General features: G+C 55.6%; 21 protein-coding genes. 8 read left to right on the top strand and 13 right to left on the bottom strand.

Annotated elements, in window-relative coordinates:
• The first annotated feature begins 16 nt into the window (after positions 1-16).
• The gene (locus AB6T85_RS18890) at positions 17-1,774 is read left to right on the top strand and encodes a sulfite reductase subunit alpha (RefSeq protein WP_253457853.1); all 1,758 of its coding nucleotides are present in this window, start codon (positions 17-19) and stop codon (positions 1,772-1,774) included.
• 25 nt (positions 1,775-1,799) lie between these two features.
• On the opposite strand, the gene AB6T85_RS18885 is transcribed toward AB6T85_RS18890, so the two are convergent.
• The 7 genes from AB6T85_RS18885 to zapE all read right to left on the bottom strand — a co-directional run bounded on the left by AB6T85_RS18885 (position 1,800) and on the right by zapE (position 7,315).
• Positions 1,800-2,444 (bottom strand): acyltransferase, encoded by a 645-nt coding sequence (locus AB6T85_RS18885; RefSeq protein ID WP_369896362.1) that lies wholly within the window; start codon positions 2,442-2,444, stop codon positions 1,800-1,802.
• Positions 2,410-3,327 carry a glycosyltransferase gene (locus AB6T85_RS18880; RefSeq protein ID WP_253457849.1) on the bottom strand — a complete coding sequence of 306 codons (918 nt, stop codon included), beginning with the start codon at positions 3,325-3,327 and terminating at the stop codon, positions 2,410-2,412. Before AB6T85_RS18880 ends, AB6T85_RS18885 begins: the two co-directional genes overlap by 35 nt.
• Positions 3,328-3,670: 343 nt before the next feature.
• Complete coding sequence (gene sspB, locus AB6T85_RS18875; RefSeq protein ID WP_253457846.1) at positions 3,671-4,165, bottom strand: ClpXP protease specificity-enhancing factor; 495 nt, start codon at positions 4,163-4,165, stop codon at positions 3,671-3,673.
• Position 4,166: 1 nt separating this feature from the next.
• Positions 4,167-4,808, bottom strand: coding sequence for a stringent starvation protein SspA (sspA, locus tag AB6T85_RS18870; protein ID WP_125287075.1), 642 nt, complete (start codon positions 4,806-4,808; stop codon positions 4,167-4,169).
• Positions 4,809-5,105: 297 nt separating this feature from the next.
• Entirely contained in the window at positions 5,106-5,498 is a 393-nt protein-coding gene (gene rpsI / locus AB6T85_RS18865) for a 30S ribosomal protein S9 (RefSeq protein ID WP_125287074.1), read from the bottom strand.
• 15 nt (positions 5,499-5,513) lie between these two features.
• Positions 5,514-5,942, bottom strand: a complete 429-nt coding sequence (rplM, locus tag AB6T85_RS18860) for a 50S ribosomal protein L13 (protein WP_125287073.1) — start codon at positions 5,940-5,942, stop codon at positions 5,514-5,516.
• Between the two features lie 245 nt (positions 5,943-6,187).
• Positions 6,188-7,315, bottom strand: coding sequence for a cell division protein ZapE (gene zapE / locus AB6T85_RS18855; RefSeq protein ID WP_369896361.1), 1,128 nt, complete (start codon positions 7,313-7,315; stop codon positions 6,188-6,190).
• A 185-nt stretch (positions 7,316-7,500) separates the two neighbouring features.
• Between zapE and zapG the strand changes: the two genes are divergently transcribed.
• The 3 genes from zapG to degS all read left to right on the top strand — a co-directional run bounded on the left by zapG (position 7,501) and on the right by degS (position 10,515).
• Positions 7,501-7,905: a Z-ring associated protein ZapG gene (gene zapG, locus AB6T85_RS18850; RefSeq protein WP_125287071.1), complete on the top strand. Its 405-nt coding sequence runs from the start codon at positions 7,501-7,503 to the stop codon at positions 7,903-7,905.
• A gap of 112 nt (positions 7,906-8,017) precedes the next feature.
• Complete coding sequence (degQ, locus tag AB6T85_RS18845; protein WP_253457839.1) at positions 8,018-9,379, top strand: serine endoprotease DegQ; 1,362 nt, start codon at positions 8,018-8,020, stop codon at positions 9,377-9,379.
• Positions 9,380-9,456: 77 nt separating this feature from the next.
• Positions 9,457-10,515, top strand: coding sequence for an outer membrane-stress sensor serine endopeptidase DegS (degS, locus tag AB6T85_RS18840; protein WP_253457837.1), 1,059 nt, complete (start codon positions 9,457-9,459; stop codon positions 10,513-10,515).
• A gap of 35 nt (positions 10,516-10,550) precedes the next feature.
• On the opposite strand, the gene mdh is transcribed toward degS, so the two are convergent.
• Positions 10,551-11,486, bottom strand: a complete 936-nt coding sequence (gene mdh, locus AB6T85_RS18835) for a malate dehydrogenase (RefSeq protein ID WP_253457834.1) — start codon at positions 11,484-11,486, stop codon at positions 10,551-10,553.
• A 416-nt stretch (positions 11,487-11,902) separates the two neighbouring features.
• On the opposite strand from mdh, the gene argR reads away from it, so the two are divergent.
• From argR to yhcN (AB6T85_RS18815), 4 genes are all read left to right on the top strand, one after another.
• The gene (argR, locus tag AB6T85_RS18830; protein WP_125287067.1) at positions 11,903-12,373 is read left to right on the top strand and encodes a transcriptional regulator ArgR; all 471 of its coding nucleotides are present in this window, start codon (positions 11,903-11,905) and stop codon (positions 12,371-12,373) included.
• A 410-nt stretch (positions 12,374-12,783) separates the two neighbouring features.
• Complete coding sequence (gene yhcN / locus AB6T85_RS18825) at positions 12,784-13,047, top strand: peroxide/acid stress response protein YhcN (protein WP_253457832.1); 264 nt, start codon at positions 12,784-12,786, stop codon at positions 13,045-13,047.
• A gap of 84 nt (positions 13,048-13,131) precedes the next feature.
• Complete coding sequence (gene yhcN / locus AB6T85_RS18820; protein WP_253457830.1) at positions 13,132-13,401, top strand: peroxide/acid stress response protein YhcN; 270 nt, start codon at positions 13,132-13,134, stop codon at positions 13,399-13,401.
• Positions 13,402-13,493: 92 nt separating this feature from the next.
• The gene (gene yhcN / locus AB6T85_RS18815) at positions 13,494-13,751 is read left to right on the top strand and encodes a peroxide/acid stress response protein YhcN (protein ID WP_253457828.1); all 258 of its coding nucleotides are present in this window, start codon (positions 13,494-13,496) and stop codon (positions 13,749-13,751) included.
• Between the two features lie 72 nt (positions 13,752-13,823).
• Here the strand turns inward: yhcN (AB6T85_RS18815) and AB6T85_RS18810 are convergent, their stop codons facing one another.
• The 5 genes from AB6T85_RS18810 to aaeX all read right to left on the bottom strand — a co-directional run bounded on the left by AB6T85_RS18810 (position 13,824) and on the right by aaeX (position 18,791).
• Complete coding sequence (locus AB6T85_RS18810) at positions 13,824-14,093, bottom strand: barstar family protein (RefSeq protein WP_253457826.1); 270 nt, start codon at positions 14,091-14,093, stop codon at positions 13,824-13,826.
• Between the two features lie 50 nt (positions 14,094-14,143).
• Positions 14,144-15,595 (bottom strand): NAD-dependent succinate-semialdehyde dehydrogenase, encoded by a 1,452-nt coding sequence (locus AB6T85_RS18805; protein ID WP_301250735.1) that lies wholly within the window; start codon positions 15,593-15,595, stop codon positions 14,144-14,146.
• A gap of 91 nt (positions 15,596-15,686) precedes the next feature.
• Positions 15,687-17,642 (bottom strand): p-hydroxybenzoic acid efflux pump subunit AaeB, encoded by a 1,956-nt coding sequence (gene aaeB, locus AB6T85_RS18800; RefSeq protein WP_253457823.1) that lies wholly within the window; start codon positions 17,640-17,642, stop codon positions 15,687-15,689.
• A gap of 5 nt (positions 17,643-17,647) precedes the next feature.
• Positions 17,648-18,580, bottom strand: coding sequence for a p-hydroxybenzoic acid efflux pump subunit AaeA (aaeA, locus tag AB6T85_RS18795; protein ID WP_253457821.1), 933 nt, complete (start codon positions 18,578-18,580; stop codon positions 17,648-17,650).
• Between the two features lie 7 nt (positions 18,581-18,587).
• On the bottom strand, positions 18,588-18,791 hold the full coding sequence (gene aaeX, locus AB6T85_RS18790; RefSeq protein WP_034890367.1) for a p-hydroxybenzoic acid efflux pump operon protein AaeX: 204 nt from the start codon (positions 18,789-18,791) through the stop codon (positions 18,588-18,590).
• Between the last annotated feature and the right edge of the window lie 145 nt (positions 18,792-18,936).

The following is an 18,936-nucleotide window of genomic DNA, read 5'->3' as shown; positions in this document are numbered from 1 at the left end:
CGAGTAAAGAAAACAGATGAAAATTCCTTACATTCCTGAAGACGCGCCGTTTAACGGCGAGCAGAAATACTGGCTGGCGGGTTTCCTTGCCGGATTACATTCACGTCTGCTGGTGCTGGAAGAGCGCCCGCAGGCCGACAGCGGCACCGGCGCGGCGGCCACCACGCAGCTGCATATTCTGTTCGGCTCGCAAACCGGCAATGCGGAAGCGCTGGCGCAGAGCGCGGCGAAAGCCGCCCGCGACAGCGGGCTGGTGCCGGTGGTACAGGCGCTGGGCGAAGTGGACATTGAGATTTTCGCCTCGATGCGGCACGTGCTGGTGATCACCTCAACCTATGGCGAAGGCGAAATGCCGGATAACGCCCAGCTGTTCTGGCAGGCTATCTCCGCCAGCACCGCGCCGCGTCTTGAGCAGATGAACTTCGCCGTGCTGGCTATTGGCGATACCGGTTATGACGGCTTCTGCCAGGCGGGTAAATTTATCGATATGCGTCTGGAGCAGCTGGGCGCGAAGCGTCTTTACGATCGCATTGACTGCGATATTGACTATGAAGAGCCTTCGCACCAGTGGCTGACCGCCTCTATGCCGCAGTTTGCCGCCAGCGCGGGCAGCAGCGGCAAAGCGCTGGAAAACCGTCCCGAAGCGCCGGTTATTCCGGGCAGCAACAAGCAGAATCCTTATGCGGCCGCGCTGGTTACCAACCGACGCCTGTCGGGGCCGGATTCTGATAAAGATATCCGCCACTATGAGTTCGATCTCACCGATAGCGGCCTGAAATATGAAGCGGGCGATGCGCTGGGCGTTATCCCGGTTAACGACCCGACGCTGGTTAGCCTGCTGCTGGCACAGCTGAAGGCAGACTACGATACGCCGGTATCCGGCTATGACCGCAGCCTGGGCGATCTGCTGACCTATCAGTTTGAAATTTCCGAACCTTCACGCAAGCTGATTGAGTGGGTAGGCCAGAACACCACCAACCAGGAGCTGCGTCACGTGCTGCAGCATGACGATAAAGATGCCATGGGCGTCTGGCTGTGGGGCAAAGATTCGCTGGATCTGCTGCAGCTGGAGCTGGCGCGTTCCATCGGCATTCCTGAGTTTGTGGCGCTGCTGCGTCCGTTGCAGCATCGCGCCTATTCCATCTCGTCCAGCTCGAAGGCGCATCCAAACCAGGTGCATCTCACTATCGCTTCGGTGCGCTATCACAGCGCGGGTCGCGCGCGCAGCGGCGTCTGTTCCACCTATCTGGCGGAACGCGTGGGTCGGGGCGAAAAACCATCGATCTTTATTTCGCCTAACAAAGCTTTTCGCGTTCCCGCAGACGGCAATACGCCGCTGATTATGGTTGGCCCCGGCACCGGCATCGCGCCCTTCCGCGCCTTTTTGCAGGAGCGTGAGGCAACCGGCGCTAAAGGTAAAAACTGGCTGTTCTTTGGCGACCAGCGCCTTGAGCATGACTTTATCTATCGCGACGAGCTGCTGAACTGGCAGGAAAAAGGCGTGTTGAACCGTCTGGATCTGGCCTTCTCGCGCGATCAGGCGAAAAAAATCTACGTGCAGAACCGTATGATGGAACAGGGCGCGGAGCTGTATGCGTGGCTACAGGAAGGCGCCTGTTTTTACGTCTGCGGCGATGCGTCACGAATGGCCAAAGATGTGGATAAAGCGCTGTACGAGGTTATTGCCCAGTTCGGCGGCCTGTCGGCAGAGCGCGCGGCGGACTATATCGATCAGCTGAAGAAAGAGAAACGCTACCTGCGCGACGTCTATTGATCCCCACGGCTGGCTGGGCAGCCGCTCAGCCAGCCGTTTCTCTCTGCTCTTCCGTAAGATATCTCACCACGACAGCGGGATTACCTGCTGCAACCGCGTAGTCCGGGACGCTGGTTCTTACCACGCTGCCCGCGCCAATCACCGCATGTCGCCCCACCGTGACGCCAGGCAGAATAATGGCATTCATGCCGATCCAGCTGTGTTCCTTGATCAGTACCGGCCTGACGGGCGTTCTCGCCGCCTCGTCGTCCGTCCCGCGAGCAAGCAGCGGATGACCGCTGCTGTCCATCAGCGTGACGCCTGGCCCAAAGGTTACATGATCCTCAACCGTCACGTTCTGCCAGGCGATAATGGCGGTTCCCTGCAGCACGCAGCCGGCACCGATAATAATTTTCCCCGCCTCAAAGCCGTTACGCTTCACCAGCGTCAGCTTAACCCGCCCGCAGTGAAAGGCTACCCGGTCCAGCGACTCCAGATAAGCGCCCTCGCCCAGCGAAATGCAGCGGGAAAAATCCGCCAGATCGATATAGTCTTTGTGGTACGTTTTATCTTTTACCCAGGTGAGCGTAATATCAGGCTCGCCAGAGAAACTCACCCCTTTAGCTACCGAAGAACAGTGTTTAAAAGCGGTCGATTCAGGCGTGATAGAGATATTTTCGTATAAAGGCATCGTTTTCTTCCCGGTTTTGATCGGCATAGTGGCGGATAACTTTATTTAGCGAAAACTTGCTTTCGCCCAGATCGCAGCCATAAAAAGCGGTCTGCCAGAGCTGATATTTCTGATGAATTTTCTTGCCAGCAATTTCCGATTCGTTTTTATGGTCCGCAATCTGTTTTTGATGCGGGCAGTGTACCGAACATATTTCCCGGTCAACGATAAATCGGTTGTTTTGTAAAAACAGCCGTACGCCTAAATCCACATCTTCACCGCCCCAACCGTTAAAATCCTCATCAAACAGCCCGGCTTTTATCAGCGCCTGGCGCTCCGCCGAGACGTGGCACGTCCAGAAAATATCAAAGGGTGCAGGCCATGAAGAAATATTATAGCCCAGCTCGTTATACTGCTGTTGTCGAATATCTTCTGCCTTCATCTCTTTAAAAAAGTTTACGGAAGCGCCGACATCCTCTGCACGAATAAAAGCATCCAGATCGGCCAGCATGGCGTCCGGCATTTCAAAACCGTAGACGTAGCCGATGCAGACGCCCGGCGTGCGGCTTTTCCGATGAATGCCGAGGTGCTTTTCCAGCGCGTCCTGCCGCAGCAGCACGCCGGAATCAATCAGCACGATATAGTCGCCTTCCGCCGCCGTAATACCGATGTTCCGCGCCTTTCCCGCGCGAAAACCGTTGTCGTACTGCCAGTAATAGCGAATATTCAGGCAGTCCTGATAGTCCTGACAAAGCTGACCGGTATTATCGCTACCGCCGTCATCCACGACGATAACTTCAAAAAAACGTTTATCCAGCGTTTGCCGCGTCAGCGCCTGTAGCGTTTTATTCAGCAATGCTTCTCGGTTATAGGTGGGTATAACTACGCTTACGGCTATTTCCATTCGCTGTATTCCTTAGCGCGCCACAAATCACCTGACAGTGAGTCAGTCAGAAAACATAAACAATAATTAACCTTTCCGTCTATTTCAATAATGTTAATTAAAGGAAATAATATTTATTGCTGTTTTTTGATAATGATCAATTGAATAATAAAAGTAATAACGCATAAGGAACACAGAAAAGAGTAATTAAGGAAACTACTGTAATTTATTTTCTGAATAATCGTTTCTCAACAAGATAAAAAAAGAGAATATTTTCAGAAAATGCTGGAGCGAAATTTAATTTATTGTTGATTACCAGGCATAAAAAAACCGGCCCTGTTCGGGGCCGGTTTCGCTGTTACGTCTACTTCACCACGCGCAGCGCCGGGCGTCCGCCACGCGGCGGCGGCTCGTCATTGCCGTCATCATCCTGACCACTGTCGTCAGGGCGATCGCCGTCAATAACCGACATCACCGTTTCCGGTGACTCATCCTGCGCCGTAGCCGGGTTATATTCGCCCGCCTCTTCGTAGGCCGGTTCAGGCTCGAACATCGTGCCCGCGCCGTTTTCACGCGCGTAGATAGCCATCACGGCCGCCAGCGGCACCGAAACCTGACGCGGGACGCCGCCAAAGCGCGCGTTAAACGTCACCTCGTCGTTACCCAGCTCCAGATTGCCTACGGCACGAGGCGCAATGTTCAGCACGATTTGACCGTCGCGTGCATACTCCAGCGGCACCAGCACGCCGGGGAGGTTGATATCCACCACCAGATGAGGCGTCAGCTGGTTGTCCAGCAGCCACTCGTAAAAGGCTCGCAGCAGATAGGGACGACGTGCGGTAAGTTGCGACATTTCCATATCAGCCCCGCGTATGCAGGCGCATTTCCCGTTCTGCTTCCGTCAGAGAAGCCAGGAAGGAATCACGTTCGAACACGCGCGTCATATAGCCTTTCAGCTCTTTCGAGCCGGCGCCGATCAGCTCGATGCCCATCTGCGGCAGACGCCACAGCAGCGGCGCCAGGTAGCAGTCTACCAGGCTGAATTCTTCGCTCATAAAGAAAGGCGTACGAGAGAACAGCGGCGCAATCGCCAGCAGCTCTTCGCGCAGCTGTTTGCGCGCGGCTTCCGCTTCCTGCGCCGTGCCGTTTTCCACTTTACGCATCAGGCTGTACCAGTCCTGCTCGACGCGATGCATCATCAGGCGGCTTTCGCCACGTGCGACCGGGTAGACAGGCATCAGCGGCGGATGCGGGAAACGCTCATCAAGGTATTCCATGATGATGCGGGATTCATACAGCGTCAGTTCACGATCGACTAACGTAGGAACGGTACGGTACGGATTGAGGTCAATCAGATCCTGGGGCAGGCTATCCATTTCTACCTGCTCGATCTCTACGCTGACACCCTTCTCCGCCAGCACAATACGCACCTGATGGCTAAAAATGTCAGTCGGACCAGAAAACAGCGTCATTACCGAACGTTTGTTGGCAGCGACAGCCATGTAAACCTCCAAGTTTATCCAGAAAATTACTGCGCAAGCCCGCCACACGGCGACCAGACGGCTAAATTGCCCCGGCTAACCCGGACGACGCTTCGTCTGTGCAGCCGCCCGGCTAATAGGCACAAAGTGTCACTCAGTTTACCAGATTTTAGCCAGCTTGTGGGGCAGGAATACGGATTTGACGGGAAAATGACAGAGCCCGTCGCGTTTTTACGAGCCAGGCCGAAAATCAGGCAAGAAAAAACCCGGTGCAGGCACCGGGTTTTTCGATAATCGATTCTGCAAGCGCAGAATAAATTAACGCTTGGAGAACTGTGGACGACGACGTGCTTTACGCAGACCGACTTTCTTACGTTCAACCTGACGGGCATCACGGGTAACGAAGCCTGCTTTACGCAGTTCGCCACGCAGTGACTCGTCATATTCCATCAGCGCGCGGGTGATACCGTGACGGATCGCACCAGCCTGACCAGAAATACCACCACCTTTAACGGTGACGTACAGATCGAATTTACCGACCAGGTCCAGCAGTTCCAGCGGCTGGCGAACTACCATGCGGGCAGTTTCGCGACCGAAGTACTGTTCCAGAGAACGCTGGTTGATAACGATGTTACCACTGCCCGGCTTGATAAATACGCGAGCGGTAGAGCTTTTGCGGCGACCAGTGCCGTAGTTTTGATTCTCAGCCATTGCCTGTAATCCCGATTAAATGTCAAGAACTTGCGGTTGCTGTGCCGCATGGTTGTGCTCGTTGCCCGCGTAAACTTTCAGTTTACGGTACATAGCACGACCCAGCGGGCCCTTTGGCAGCATGCCTTTAACCGCGATTTCAATCACACGCTCAGGACGGCGAGCAATCATCTCTTCGAAGGTCGCTTGCTTGATACCACCGATGTGGCCAGTGTGATGATAGTAAATCTTATCGGTACGCTTGTTGCCGGTTACAGCAACTTTGTCAGCGTTCAGAACGATAATGTAATCACCGGTATCTACGTGCGGAGTATATTCCGCTTTATGCTTACCGCGCAGACGACGAGCCAGCTCAGTCGCTAAACGACCTAAAGTTTTGCCCGTTGCGTCAACAACATACCAGTCACGTTGGACGGATTCTGGTTTAGCTGTAAAAGTTTTCATCTAAAAGCTTACCCAAATTAAGTTACACGTTGGTGAAATCCCAAACGCTTGAATAAACGGTTGAGGCTCACACGACCATCTCGACCAGCAAGCCCACCCCTTCGGATAGAGTTACTGGAACACAAAGAGTTTTGGGAAAAAAACCTTTGCTGTAACGTGGGGTCGCAAGATTATAGAGAAGTCGCCCGCAAAGCGCGACCCCTTTTTACAATTAAATGCGTCCCGACGCCGGGAAATTTAACGACTCATGGCAGGTGCGGCAGTCGGAGATACTCTTCGCTTTGCATCTCCTGCAGCCGCGAAACGCAGCGCTGATATTCAAACTTCAGCCGCGCGCCCTGATAGATTTCGTACAGCGTAGCCTCCGCCGAGACGACCAGCTTAACATGCCGTTCGTAAAACTCATCCACCAACGCTAAAAAACGTCGCGCCTGGTCTTCGGTTTTGTAGATCATCACCGGCACGTTAAACAGCAGCACGCTGTGAAAACGGCGCGACAGCTCAATATAGTCGTGCTGGCTGCGCCCTTCGCCGCACAGCGTCAGGAAATCCATCGCCACCACGCCTTCTGCCACGCCCAGCGTCGGCATCTTACGATGGTTGATCTCCAGCACGGGCTTATCGCTGCGATCGCTGCCGGCCAGCGCAACAAACATGCGGTCCATCTCTTTCGTGGTCGCCTCATTCAGCGGCATCATCCACAGATGGGCAGACGTCAGCGTGCGCAGGCGATAGTCGATGCCCGCATCCACATTCATCACGTCACAGTGTTGCTTTATCATCTCTATGGCTGGCAGAAAGCGTGCCCGCTGCAGGCCGTTGCGATACAGATCGTCCGGCGGAATGTTAGAGGTGGCGACCAGCGTGATCCCTCTGGCGAACAGCGCCTCCATCAGCGTGCCCAGCAGCATGGCATCAGTGATATCGGAAACGAAGAACTCATCGAAACAGAGCAGATCCGTTTCGCTTTTAAAGCGGTCAGCCACGATCTGTAAAGGATCGCTGTGGCCCTGAAGGCCCGTCAGCTCTTCATGCACGCGCAACATAAAGCGATGGAAGTGCAGCCGCTGCTTGCGCTCGCCAGGAATTGCCTGAAAAAACATGTCCATCAGCCAGGTTTTGCCCCGGCCGACGCCGCCCCACATATAGAGGCCGCGAACAGGCGTCTGCGGCTCGTTTTTGCCTTTTCCCATTAGCTTATTCAGCCGGCCAAACAGCCCTTTGGTTGGGGCGGCGGCGGCAGGTTCGCGCCGGCTCAGCGCCTGATAAATCCCATCCAGGCGGGTAACGGCTTCACGTTGAATATCATCAGGTTGATACTCGCCGTTTTCCAGCGCCCGTTGGTAAAGCGCAAGAGGAGACTTCGTTTGCATAGATTCCCATTCCCTGAATTATTCGGTGCGTCAGGTGATTGATTGTCGAAAAAAAGGCCGTTCTACACTAAGCGATGCAGCCGCAGGATTCCACTTCCATGAGATTAGCGGTTATAGTGGCTGTTAACGGACTGGCATAAGGCCAGAGGTTTTTACGGAACGATGAAGACAACACGGGAGTTATTATGACCTGGGAATACGCGCTTATTGGCCTGGTAGCGGGAGTAATTATCGGTGCGCTGGCGATGCGTTTTGGTAACAAGAAACTGCGCGAGCAGCGCAGCCAGCAGTACGAACTGGAAAAAACCAAAGCCGAACTGGCTGATTATCGCGAAGAGCTGACCAGCCACTTCGCGCAGAGCGCCGAGCTGCTGGATAATATGGCGCGCGACTACCGCCAGCTTTATCAGCATATGGCGAAAGGTTCCAACGACCTGCTGCCGAACCTGCCGGGCGAAAAAAATCCGTTTGCTTATCAGCTGACCGAATCGGAAGCGGATAACGATCAGGTGCCGGTGCAGATGCCGCGTGATTACCCTGACAGCGCTACCGGCCTGCTGCGCGGCGAGCGTACGGCGCACGAGAAATAGAACGGACGCGTCCTGTGGTAAAGGGGGCGTTAATCGCCCCTTTTTACTCTTCTGACCCTTGTGTCCTGGCTTCGTCCCGGATGCTCTCCCCCACTTTTTGCGAGTCTTAGCGATGAAGAAATCATTACTGTTGAGCGCATTAGCCCTGAGTATCAGCATGGGTTCAGCTCCGGCGGCGCAGGCCACGCTGCCGGCACAAATTCAGGGGCAGCCGCTGCCCAGCCTGGCGCCGATGCTGGAAAAAGTGCTGCCTGCGGTGGTCAGCGTCCACGTGGCGGGCACGCAGCCGACGCAAACGCAGGAAATTCCCGAGCAGCTGAAACGCTTTTTCGGGCAGGAAGGTCAGGACGGCGGCGACAGCAGCCAGCCTTTTGAAGGCCTGGCGTCCGGCGTGGTCATTAACGCCGAAAAGGGCTATATCCTTACCAATAATCATGTGGTTAACGGCGCGGATAAAATCAGCGTCCAGCTGAGCGACGGCCGGGAATTTGACGCTAAGCTTATTGGCCACGACGAACAGACCGATATCGCGCTGATCCAGGTCAGCGGCGCCAAAGGCCTGACGCAGGTGAAAGTGGCCGATTCCGACCAGCTGAAGGTCGGCGACTTCGCGGTGGCGATCGGCAATCCGTTCGGCCTTGGCCAGACGGCCACATCCGGCATCGTGTCGGCGCTGGGACGCAGCGGGCTGAATCTGGAAGGGCTGGAAAACTTTATTCAGACCGATGCGGCGATCAATCGCGGCAACTCCGGCGGCGCGCTGGTTAATCTTAACGGCGAACTGATCGGCATTAACACCGCTATTCTCTCTTCTGCCGGCGGCAATATCGGTATCGGCTTCGCTATTCCGGGCAATATGGCGATGAATCTGGCGCAGCAGCTGATCGAGTTTGGCGAGGTGAAACGCGGCCAGCTGGGTATTAAAGGCACGGAGATGACGGCGGAGATGGCGAAAGCCTTTAACGTTGACGCCCAGCGCGGCGCTTTCGTCAATGAAGTGCTGCCAGGCTCGGCGGCGGCTAAAGCCGGCATCAAAGCGGGCGATATTATTACCTCGCTGGATGACAAGCCGGTGGAAAGCTTTGCCGCGCTGCGGGTGAAAATTGGCACCACCGCGCCGGGCAAAGAGGTGAAGGTAGGCCTGTTGCGCGACGGCAAGCCGCAGACGCTGACCGTGAAGCTGGATAACAGCACCCAAACCGCCAGCACAGAGCTGCTGAACCCTGCGCTACAGGGCGCGACCTTGAGCGACGGCGCGGCGAAAGACGGCACCAAAGGCGTCAGCGTGGACAGCGTCGATAAAGGCACGCCGGCCGCGCAGTTCGGCCTGCAAAAAGACGATATTATCGTCGGGCTTAACCGCACCCGCGTTGAAAATCTTGCCGACCTGCGCAAGCAGCTGGCGGCAAAACCTTCGCTGCTGGCGCTGAATGTTATCCGCAACGGCGAAAGCCTCTACCTGCTTTTACGCTAAAACTTCGGGCGGACACCTGCGCGTCCGCCCGACTCATGTTATCCTGCCCATCGTCTATTCATTCATCAGTTAAAGCCATGTTTCCTAAACTTATGCGTTCAGTGCTTCTTGGCCTGGTGGTAGCGGGCCTGCTGCTGGTCGCGCTGCCCGCGCTGCGCATCGGCAATAATTTTTTTACGCTAAAAGATGACAGCGCCAGCCAGAAGCCCGTCAGCTATAACGACGCCGTGCGCCGCGCCGCGCCTGCGGTGGTGAACGTCTATAATCGCAGCGCCAACGCGTCGGCCCATAACCTGGAAATCCGCACGCTGGGCTCGGGCGTGATTATGGACGGGCGGGGCTATATCCTGACCAACAAGCATGTGATTAACGATGCCGATCAGATTATCGTCGCGCTGCAGGATGGCCGAATTTTTGAAGCCATGCTGGTAGGCTCGGACAGCCTGACCGATCTGGCCGTGCTGAAGATCACCGCTTCCGGCCTGCCGGTTATTCCTGTTAATCCTAAGCGAGTGGCGCATATCGGCGATCTGGTGATGGCGATAGGCAACCCTTACAACATTGGCCAGACGGTTACGCAGGGCATCATCAGCGCGACCGGCCGCGTAGGCCTCAGCCCTTCCCGCTATCAGAACTTCCTGCAAACCGATGCCTCTATTAATAAAGGCAACTCCGGCGGCGCGCTGATTAACTCACTGGGCGAACTGATGGGCATTAACACGCTGTCGTTCGATAAAAGCAACGATGGCGAAACGCCGGAAGGCATCGGTTTTGCCATCCCTACCGCGCTGGCGGCGAAAATCATGGACAAGCTTATCCGCGACGGCCGCGTTATCCGTGGGTTTATCGGCATCAGCGGACGTGAAATTCCGCAAATGCATGGCCAGAACGGCAGCATCGATCACGTTCAGGGCATTGTGGTGACCAACGTGGCGCAGGGCGGGCCGGCGGCGAAAGCAGGCCTGCAGGTGAACGACGTCATCGTCAGCGTGAACCATAAGCCTGCGGTTTCCGCGCTGGAAACCATGGACCAGGTGGCGGAAATCCGTCCGGGAACGGCGATTGATGTGGATATTTTGCGTAACGATCGCAAGATGACGCTGCAAATTACCGTACTGGAATATCCGGGCAGCTAAACGGCAAGGGCCAGCGAAAGCTGGCCCTGAGTGGCTTACTTCACGAACTCTTCGCCCTGAGCGATATCTTTCTTCAGCGTCTCCAGCATGTTCTGTAGCGCCTGCTCTTCAAACGTACTTAAAGCGCCGATGGGCTTACGCTCCGCAACGCCGTTTTTCCCCAGCAGCAGCGGCTGAGCGAAAAAGCGAGCATGCGCGCCGTCGCCTTCAACGTAGGCGCACTCCACCACGTTGCTTTCACCCTGTAGGGCACGCACCAGCGACAGACCAAATTTCGCTGCGGCCTGGCCCATTGACAGCGTGGCAGAGCCGCCGCCGGCTTTTGCCTCAACCACTTCTGTACCCGCGTTCTGGATACGTTTAGTCAGATCGGCCACTTCCTGATCCGTAAAGCTTACGCCCGGCACCTGCGACAGCAGCGGCAGGATAGTGACGCCGGAATGGCCGCCAATCACCGGCACGTTCAGCGCCGCCGGATCTTTGCCCTTCAGCTCGGCGACAAAGGTATTGGAGCGGATAATATCCAGCGTGGTCACGCCGAACAGTTTGTTCTTGTCATAGACGCCCGCTTTTTTCAGCACCTCGGCGGCGATAGCCACGGTGGTGTTAACGGGGTTAGTAATGATGCCGATCAGCGCTTTTGGACAGGTAGCGGCGACCTGCTCAATCAGATTGCGCACGATACCGGCGTTAACATTAAACAGGTCTGCGCGGTCCATACCAGGCTTACGCGCTACGCCTGCGGAGATCAGGACTACGTCAGCGCCCTGCAAGGCTGGCGTCGCGTCTTCACCGCTAAAGCCTTTGATTTTCACCGCAGTAGGGATGTGGCTCAGATCGACAGCCACGCCGGGCGTCACGGGAGCGATATCGTACAGTGAGAGATCTGAACCTGCCGGAAGCTGGGTTTTAAGCAGAAGAGCAAGGGCCTGGCCAATGCCGCCAGCCGCGCCGAGAACTGCAACTTTCATCCTAAACTCCTTATTATTTTGAGGGGGAAGTGCCGTGGAATCATTTGCTTATGAGCATATCTGACCTGCGAGGCCTGAGCGACAGCATTTACCCTCATGCACGACGGCGCATCATACAGGATAAAGCGACAGAGACTGACCGCAATATGCCCGGTAAGGCCATTCGAGGCTGCAGGCAACGCGGTCAACGTTACACTACACCGTTAATACTTAGCCAAACAACATCAATTTTATAACAATCTGTTCACTTATTGTGCGCGACGTCGCGGAATAAGGCGAATTTTTCACGGCCGCGATCTGGCAACGAACGTTAACAGGGTGTAAAAAAGAGGCTTAATTTGCATAAAAATGCAAAAAAGTGCATAATAAGAAGTTATCCCAGCCGGGAATTCTCTTGCGACCTTTAGCGAAAAACTATGCGTAATCCAGCAAAACAAGAAGATCTGATTAAGGCGTTTAAGGCCTTATTAAAAGAAGAAAAATTTAGCTCGCAGGGCGAGATCGTCACTGCGCTCCAGGAACAGGGCTTTGATAATATCAACCAGTCCAAGGTTTCGCGGATGCTGACCCGCTTTGGCGCCGTGCGCACGCGCAACGCCAAAATGGAAATGGTTTACTGTCTGCCTGCCGAGCTGGGCGTGCCGACCACCAGCAGCCCGCTCAAGAATCTGGTGCTTGATATCGATTATAATGACGCGCTGATTGTGATCCATACCAGCCCTGGCGCGGCGCAGCTGATTGCCCGCATGCTGGACTCGCTGGGCAAGCCCGAAGGCATCCTCGGCACCATCGCCGGTGACGACACGATTTTCATTACCCCAGCCCGCCACGTTACCATCAGACACCTGCGTGATTCCGTCCTGAAATTATTCGATCAGGAACTATAAGCCGCCGGTTTTTATGCAGTTCTTTATCGTTTTCCCCGCGCGCCGGCGACCGTTGGCGCGTTGTCTTTTCTCTCTCCACTCCGTTAAAAACAGCATAATCCACTGGCTTATTGCGCTGACATCGCCGTTAAACTTTATGGACTCCCGTCTCGCAGTGTGATCTGCCACAAAGAAGCGCACAAATAGTTAAATTGATCTATCTCAATGTTTTTACGCATATTTAACGCAGCCAGAGCAACTTATAAGCGTTTTTTATAACTGAACGTTATTAAAAAGTGGTTAACGGCTTAAATATCGCAACAAAACATTATTAGCCTGCTATTAATATTTTACGTTATCAGATCTATAATCCTTTTCGTGATGTGAATCACACTAACAACACGATAAAAATAATGACGAGGAAAATTTTCATGAACGTAAAAACTACCGTGGCTGCCGCCAGCCTGCTCTCTCTGCTCTCTTTTGGTGCTTTTGCAGCTGAATCTGTTAACGCGGATCAGGCGCAAAACATGCAATCGATCGGCACCGTTAGCGTGAGCGGCGTCAGCGCATCCCCTATGGATATCAATGCCCAGCTGAGCCAGAAAGCCGACGCTCAGGGCGCTAAAGCCTACCGTGTGGTCGAGGCCTATTTAAACGGCAACTATCACGCTACGGCTGAGCTGTACAAATAATCAACCTAACTCTGACGATAACCCCAAGAATAATAAAAGTTTTTTAGCCCTTTCGGTTATCGCCCTACTTCTGGAGCATCTGTTATGAACACGAAATTTACTATCGCCGCACTAAGCCTGGCTTCCGTTCTCTCTTTCGGCGCCAGCGCTGCCAACCTGGTAACCGATCAGCAGGTTGCCAACGAAAATCTGCAGTCTATGGGTACCATCAGCGTTAGCGGCATCGACGGCGCGCCAACCACCATCCGTCAGCAGCTTTCACAGAAAGCCGACGAACAGGGCGCGAAATCGTATCGGGTGATTGAGGCCTACAACAACGGCAACTATCACGCGACCGCAGAACTTTATAAATAAGATGGGCGACGGGCAGGCGTAAAGCCTGCCGCTATATCGACGACCTGACAGGTTTCAGACGCGGGTTGTTGAGGACAATGAGGAAGAAAATCATGAAAACAACTTTAGCCGTATTAAGCCTGCTCTCCGTACTTTCCTTCGGCGCTTCAGCTGCACAGCTGGTTAACGCAGAGCAATCGCAGCATCTACAATCCGCCGGCACCATTTCATTAGGCGGCGTGGCGGGCGCACCGATGGATATTCGTCAGCAGCTGTCGCAGAAAGCGGATGAACAAGGCGCCAGCGCCTATCGCGTTATCGAAGCGCGCAACGACAACACCTGGCACGTCACCGCCGAGCTGTATAAGTAATTCCTCGTCACCGTTACCCTGACGGTTATATGACGAACCTTTTGGCCCCGTTCGCCGGGGCCTTTTTTCGTTTCAGCGCACATTAAATCGTAGCTGCCCTTCCAGCTCTTCCTCCGCTTCGTCAAACAGCAGGATCAACGCGCCGTAGCGCCGTCTCTGGCCTGTGCCAAGATGCACAAATTCGATCTCCAGCGGTAACGGCAGCGATCTGTCGCTCACCACTTCCCACAGGCTGTCCAAATCGGTAATAAGCCGATCGCCCAGTGAAAAACGATCGCTGAACTGTCGGAAGAAATGCGCCTGATCCACGATTTCATTAAAATCAAAAATTTCTGTTCTCATACTGCCGCTCCACAGGAAAACGGTCGGGCGACGCGTGGCCGCCCGGTGAGTTACAGTCCCCCGATATGCAGGGCTTTGACCTCTAAAAACTCTTCCAGTCCCAGCACCGATCCTTCCCGTCCCAGCCCGGACTCTTTCACGCCGCCAAAAGGCGCCAGCTCGGTGGATACCGCGCACTCATTGATGCCGATCATGCCGCTTTCCAGCGCCGCCGCTACGCGGAAGATGCGCTGGACATCACGGGTATAGAAATAGGCTGCCAGACCAAATTCGGTATCGTTGGCGCGGCGGATTACCTCTTCTTCGCTGTCAAAGCGGAAACAGGCGGCGACCGGGCCGAACGTTTCCTCTTTGGCCAGCTTCATGTTTTCATTGGCTTCGGCAATCACCGTCGGCTGCCAGAAATTGCCGCCGAGCGCGTGCCGGTCGCCGCCGACGACAATCTTGCCGCCTTTCGCTTTGGCGTCTTTAACATGCTCTTCCACCTTATCTACGGCAGAAGCCTCAATCAGCGGCCCGACAATCACCCCTTCTTCCATGCCGTTACCCACCTTCAGCTTGCCTACCTCTTCCGCCAGCTGGCTGACAAAGCGGTCGTAAACGCTGTTGTGAATAAAGAAGCGGTTAACGCTGACGCAAACCTGGCCCGCGTTGCGGAACTTGTTGGCGATGGCGCCTTTAACGGCGGCGTCGATATCCGCATCCTCAAAGACGATATAGGGCGCGTTGCCGCCCAGCTCCATCGACACTTTTTTCATCGTCTCAGCGGCGTTACGCATCAGCAGCTTGCCGACTTCCGTTGAACCGGTGAAAGAGATTTTCCTGACCGTCGAACTGGCCATAATGGCTTCGCTGATGGCTTTGGTATCGCCCGCCACCGCGTTCAGCACGCCGTCCGGCACGCCCGCTTTTTTCGCCAGCGCCACCAGAGCAAAAGCCGACAGCGGCGTGTTATTAGCGGGTTTGATAATGCCGGTGCAGCCTGCGGCCAGCGCGGGGCCAAGCTTGCGCGTCAGCATCGCCATCGGGAAATTCCAGGGCGTAATAGCAGCGACCACGCCGATGGGTTCGCGCGTCGCCAGAATGCGCGATCCCGCTTTGGCCGGCGGAATGATTTCACCGTTAGCGCGCTTTGCCTGCTCGGCAAACCACTGAATAAAGCTGGCGGCGTACTCGACTTCACCCTCGGCTTCTTTTACGGGCTTACCCTGCTCCGCCGTCATCAGTTTGCCCAGCCAGGCTTTGTTGTCGATAATCAGCTGATACCAGCGGTAAAGGATTTCGCTACGCTCTTTAGCGGTTTTCGCCCGCCAGGCGGGAAAGGCTTTGGCGGCGGCGGCAATCGCCCGTTCGGTTTCGTCTTTACCGGCGCGCGCGACCTGAGTAATGACTTCACCGGTGGCCGGGTTCAGTACGTCAAAGGTTGCGCCGCCCTGCTGCCACTGACCGTCGATAAAAAAGCCGGTCTGAAATAAGTCGTTGTCCTGAAGCGAGTTGCTCATACTGTTCTCCCATTGGATTACCGTTGGGATAAGTATAGATGGCGGCCTGCATGACAGGCCGCAAGAAGGGCAAGAAGCGGAGATCTCTTAATCAGATTTGCAGCAGCGTGGTCTGATATTTTTTCAACATGCTCGCCAGGCGCTGCACGGGCTCGGTGACGCTTAGCGGCGCCTCGTAATGCACCAGCTTTTCCTGATAGATAGCCAGTTCCGCCAGCAGCCGCTCGAAGTAGTGGCGTCGTTTGGCGTCGCTGCCTGCCGAAATAACCCGATCCGCCGTATGCCGCAGCTGCTTGTGGAAAGCAGAAAGATCGCTGTTAACCGGGATATCGGCATCGCGCAGGCGCTGGTGTCCGATAATCAACGTCAGCGCGATACGAAACTTGTTGATATCGCCCGGAAAAAGATTCAGCAACATAAACAGCTGCTGGTACAGCGCCGGCAGATGGTTCTCGCGACGGCGGGCCTGATTGGTGGTCATGGCCGCCACGGCGGAATACATAAAGCGGTTCAGCAGCGTGCGTCCGGTCCGCGCTTTTGAGGTGTCGCGAATAAGCAAAATGACCAGCAGCGCCAGGAAACAGCCGATCGCCTGACCGAGCGCGTTATCCAGAAAGGCGCTGACGTTAAAGGTCATGGGATTGTCCAGCGTCAGGATATTGATGGTGCCGACCAGCGCGCCCAGCGTGCCGATCTGACGGCGCTGAATAAGGATGCCGCCGATAAAGGCCATCACGCCCAGGCAGAGGCAGAGCAGCAGCATACTTTGCTGCGTGGCGGGCATCAGCACCATGTAATAGAGCGCCCCTAAGGGGATCGCCACCATCATGCCGTACAGAAAATCCTTCGCCATCATCAGCGGGTTCGGCATCCTCATCGCCAGCGCGGTGATCACCGCGAGCATCACCATTGCGCCGCTGCCCGATGTCCAGCCGCTCCACAGCCAGAACAGCGAACCGACCGCCGTGGCGACAAAAGTGCGCACGCCGTTGATCAGCGCGTGGCGCGTTTCCGCCGAGCGCATTTTTACCACCGGCTCGCCATCCAGCACTTCTTCTTCCATGCCGCTGATGCTGCTGTTGGTTTTTATGCCTTTCAGCAGCAGCAAATAGCGTGAAGCCGCGCCGACCCAGTTGCTGACGGTGACCGGCGTATTTTTGCTGCCGCTGGCGGTGATCACGCGGCGCATAATTTTCATGCGCTTATGGATATCGGCGACGTTCTCAACCGGCTTTTCAAAGAAAAGGTGAAACTGCGGCGGCACATATTCCTGACGAGTATTCTGGATCAGAAAAGTTTCGCAGGCCTGGGTAATCAAGGTCAGCGACAGCGTATTTAACGCGCGCAGTCGCCTGTCCGCTCGCTGCCAGTGGCCTGACTCCATCATCAGATGGGTACGCATTCCGTTCAGCGCGGTGGTGCGACGCACCAGATCGGTCCAGGCTTTGTCGACCTCTTCTTTGTCGCCGTGCGCCACGCAAAGCTGCATCAGCTTGTACTGATCCACCAGCAGCCCGTCGATAGCGCGATCGATATCCTGTTTGATGGAGCGCGGCGAAAACAGCATGTCGGCCAGAATGGCGCAGACGATGCCGATAATGATTTCGCTACAGCGCTCGACGGCAAACTGCGGCGCCAGCAGCACCGAGCCGTTAGCGTCCAGGCTGACCACGATAATCAGCGCCGTATAGCCCGCCAGGCCCAGCGCATAGGAGTTTTCAACTTTGATTAAGGAGGAAAGCCAGACGCAGAAACCGGCCCACAGACAGCACAGCAGCAGCATCACCACCGGCGCGCGGATGGTGGCGATCATAATCGTCAGCGCGGCCAGGCAGCCGATAAAGGTGCCGATAATACGCAGCATCCCGCGATGGCGCAGCGCGCCGGAGAAAGGATCGCCGCCTGCGGCAAAGGCCGTGCCGCCTGCGACGATACAGGCGGTCATTACCGCCCAGCGCGGCGTTTCCAGATTAAAGTGAAAGCCGATCAGCAACGCCAGCAGAATGGCGAAGGTCAGCTTGATCGGAAACCGCAGTTGATACCACATGGCGCTTAGCCGAACTCACGCAGGCGGTGCATCAGCTTCATCGCCGGCGACATCTCCTGCGGCTGACGATCCTGAGCGCCCGTCACAATCACGGTTGCCGTCGTGCCGGCAGGATAAAGATTGCCCTGCTGCTGGTCGAGATGAATACGTACCGGCACGCGCTGCGCCAGACGCACCCACTCCAGGTTGGAATCGATGGTCGCCATGCCTTTGCTGTCGACGGTGCTGCTGCTGTTGGTCACGCCAGCGGCCACGCTGTCAACGGTGCCCTGCAGCACGCGGTTGCTGCCCAGCGGCGTGATCTCCACGCGATAGCCGGGACGCACGCCTTCCAGCTTGGTTTCTTCCATATAGGCCAGCACGTAGAAGGTGTGCTGCTGCACCAGCGCCACGGCGGTAGAGCCGCGCGTGATAAATTCGCCGCGATAGACGTTCAGGTTAGTGATCCAGCCGTCCGCCGGCGCTTTGACCACGGTACGCTCCAGATCCAGCTTCGCGGTATCGCGCGTGGCGACAGCTTTCGCCAGCTGGTGTTCCGTGGTCTGGTAATCGCTGTTGGCCTGCTCGATAGCCTCACGCGACATAGCAGAGACGCCGAGCTGATTGCGGCGGCCTGCCTCACGGCGTTTTTCACTGACCAGCGCCTGGTAATAGGCCACGTCCGCTTCCGCCTGGTTCAGCGCCTGCTGATAGCGCGGCTGATCGACCACGAACAGCACCTGATCCTTTTTCACCAGCTGGTTATCCCGCACGCGCACGTCGGTGATCAGGCCGCTGACATCTGGCGCGATAGCGACCACGTCCGCCGTGAATTTTGCGTCGCGCGTCCACGGCGATTCTGTGTAGTAAACCCAGACGTGGAAAATACCAACAACGGCAATGACCACCAGGATAAGGGTGATGGCAAACCGGGAAATTTTTCTTGTTAACGCTTTCACTGTGACCTCAGACAAACAATCGGGAAACCAGGTAGAACAGGCAGCAGTAGAGTGCTGTATTAAATAACGCAGGATGCCAGACCAGGTCATAGATCCCGGTGGGCGTAAGCAAACGACGCACCAGCCAGAACAGCATCAATGACACGATAATCTCAAAAAATATGGGCGGGAAGGAGAGCCCAAATATCACAATAACCGGAAGCACGCTCATCTCTTATCCTTGTCGGGTTTACCGGGCGCTCCGCCACAAAAAAACGGCCGCCCCGGACAGGGTGGCTGCTGCTCTACGGATGATGATGTCAGATTAACCGCAGACGGTCTTATCAAAAACCGGCGCTGTATGAATAATAGCGTAT

Origin of the sequence: Erwinia aeris (genome assembly GCF_041224955.1) — a bacterium.
Lineage (GTDB): Bacteria > Pseudomonadota > Gammaproteobacteria > Enterobacterales > Enterobacteriaceae > Erwinia > Erwinia aeris.
The sequence above is the reverse complement of the archived record's forward strand: the minus strand, read 5'-3'. Positions and strand labels throughout refer to the sequence as shown.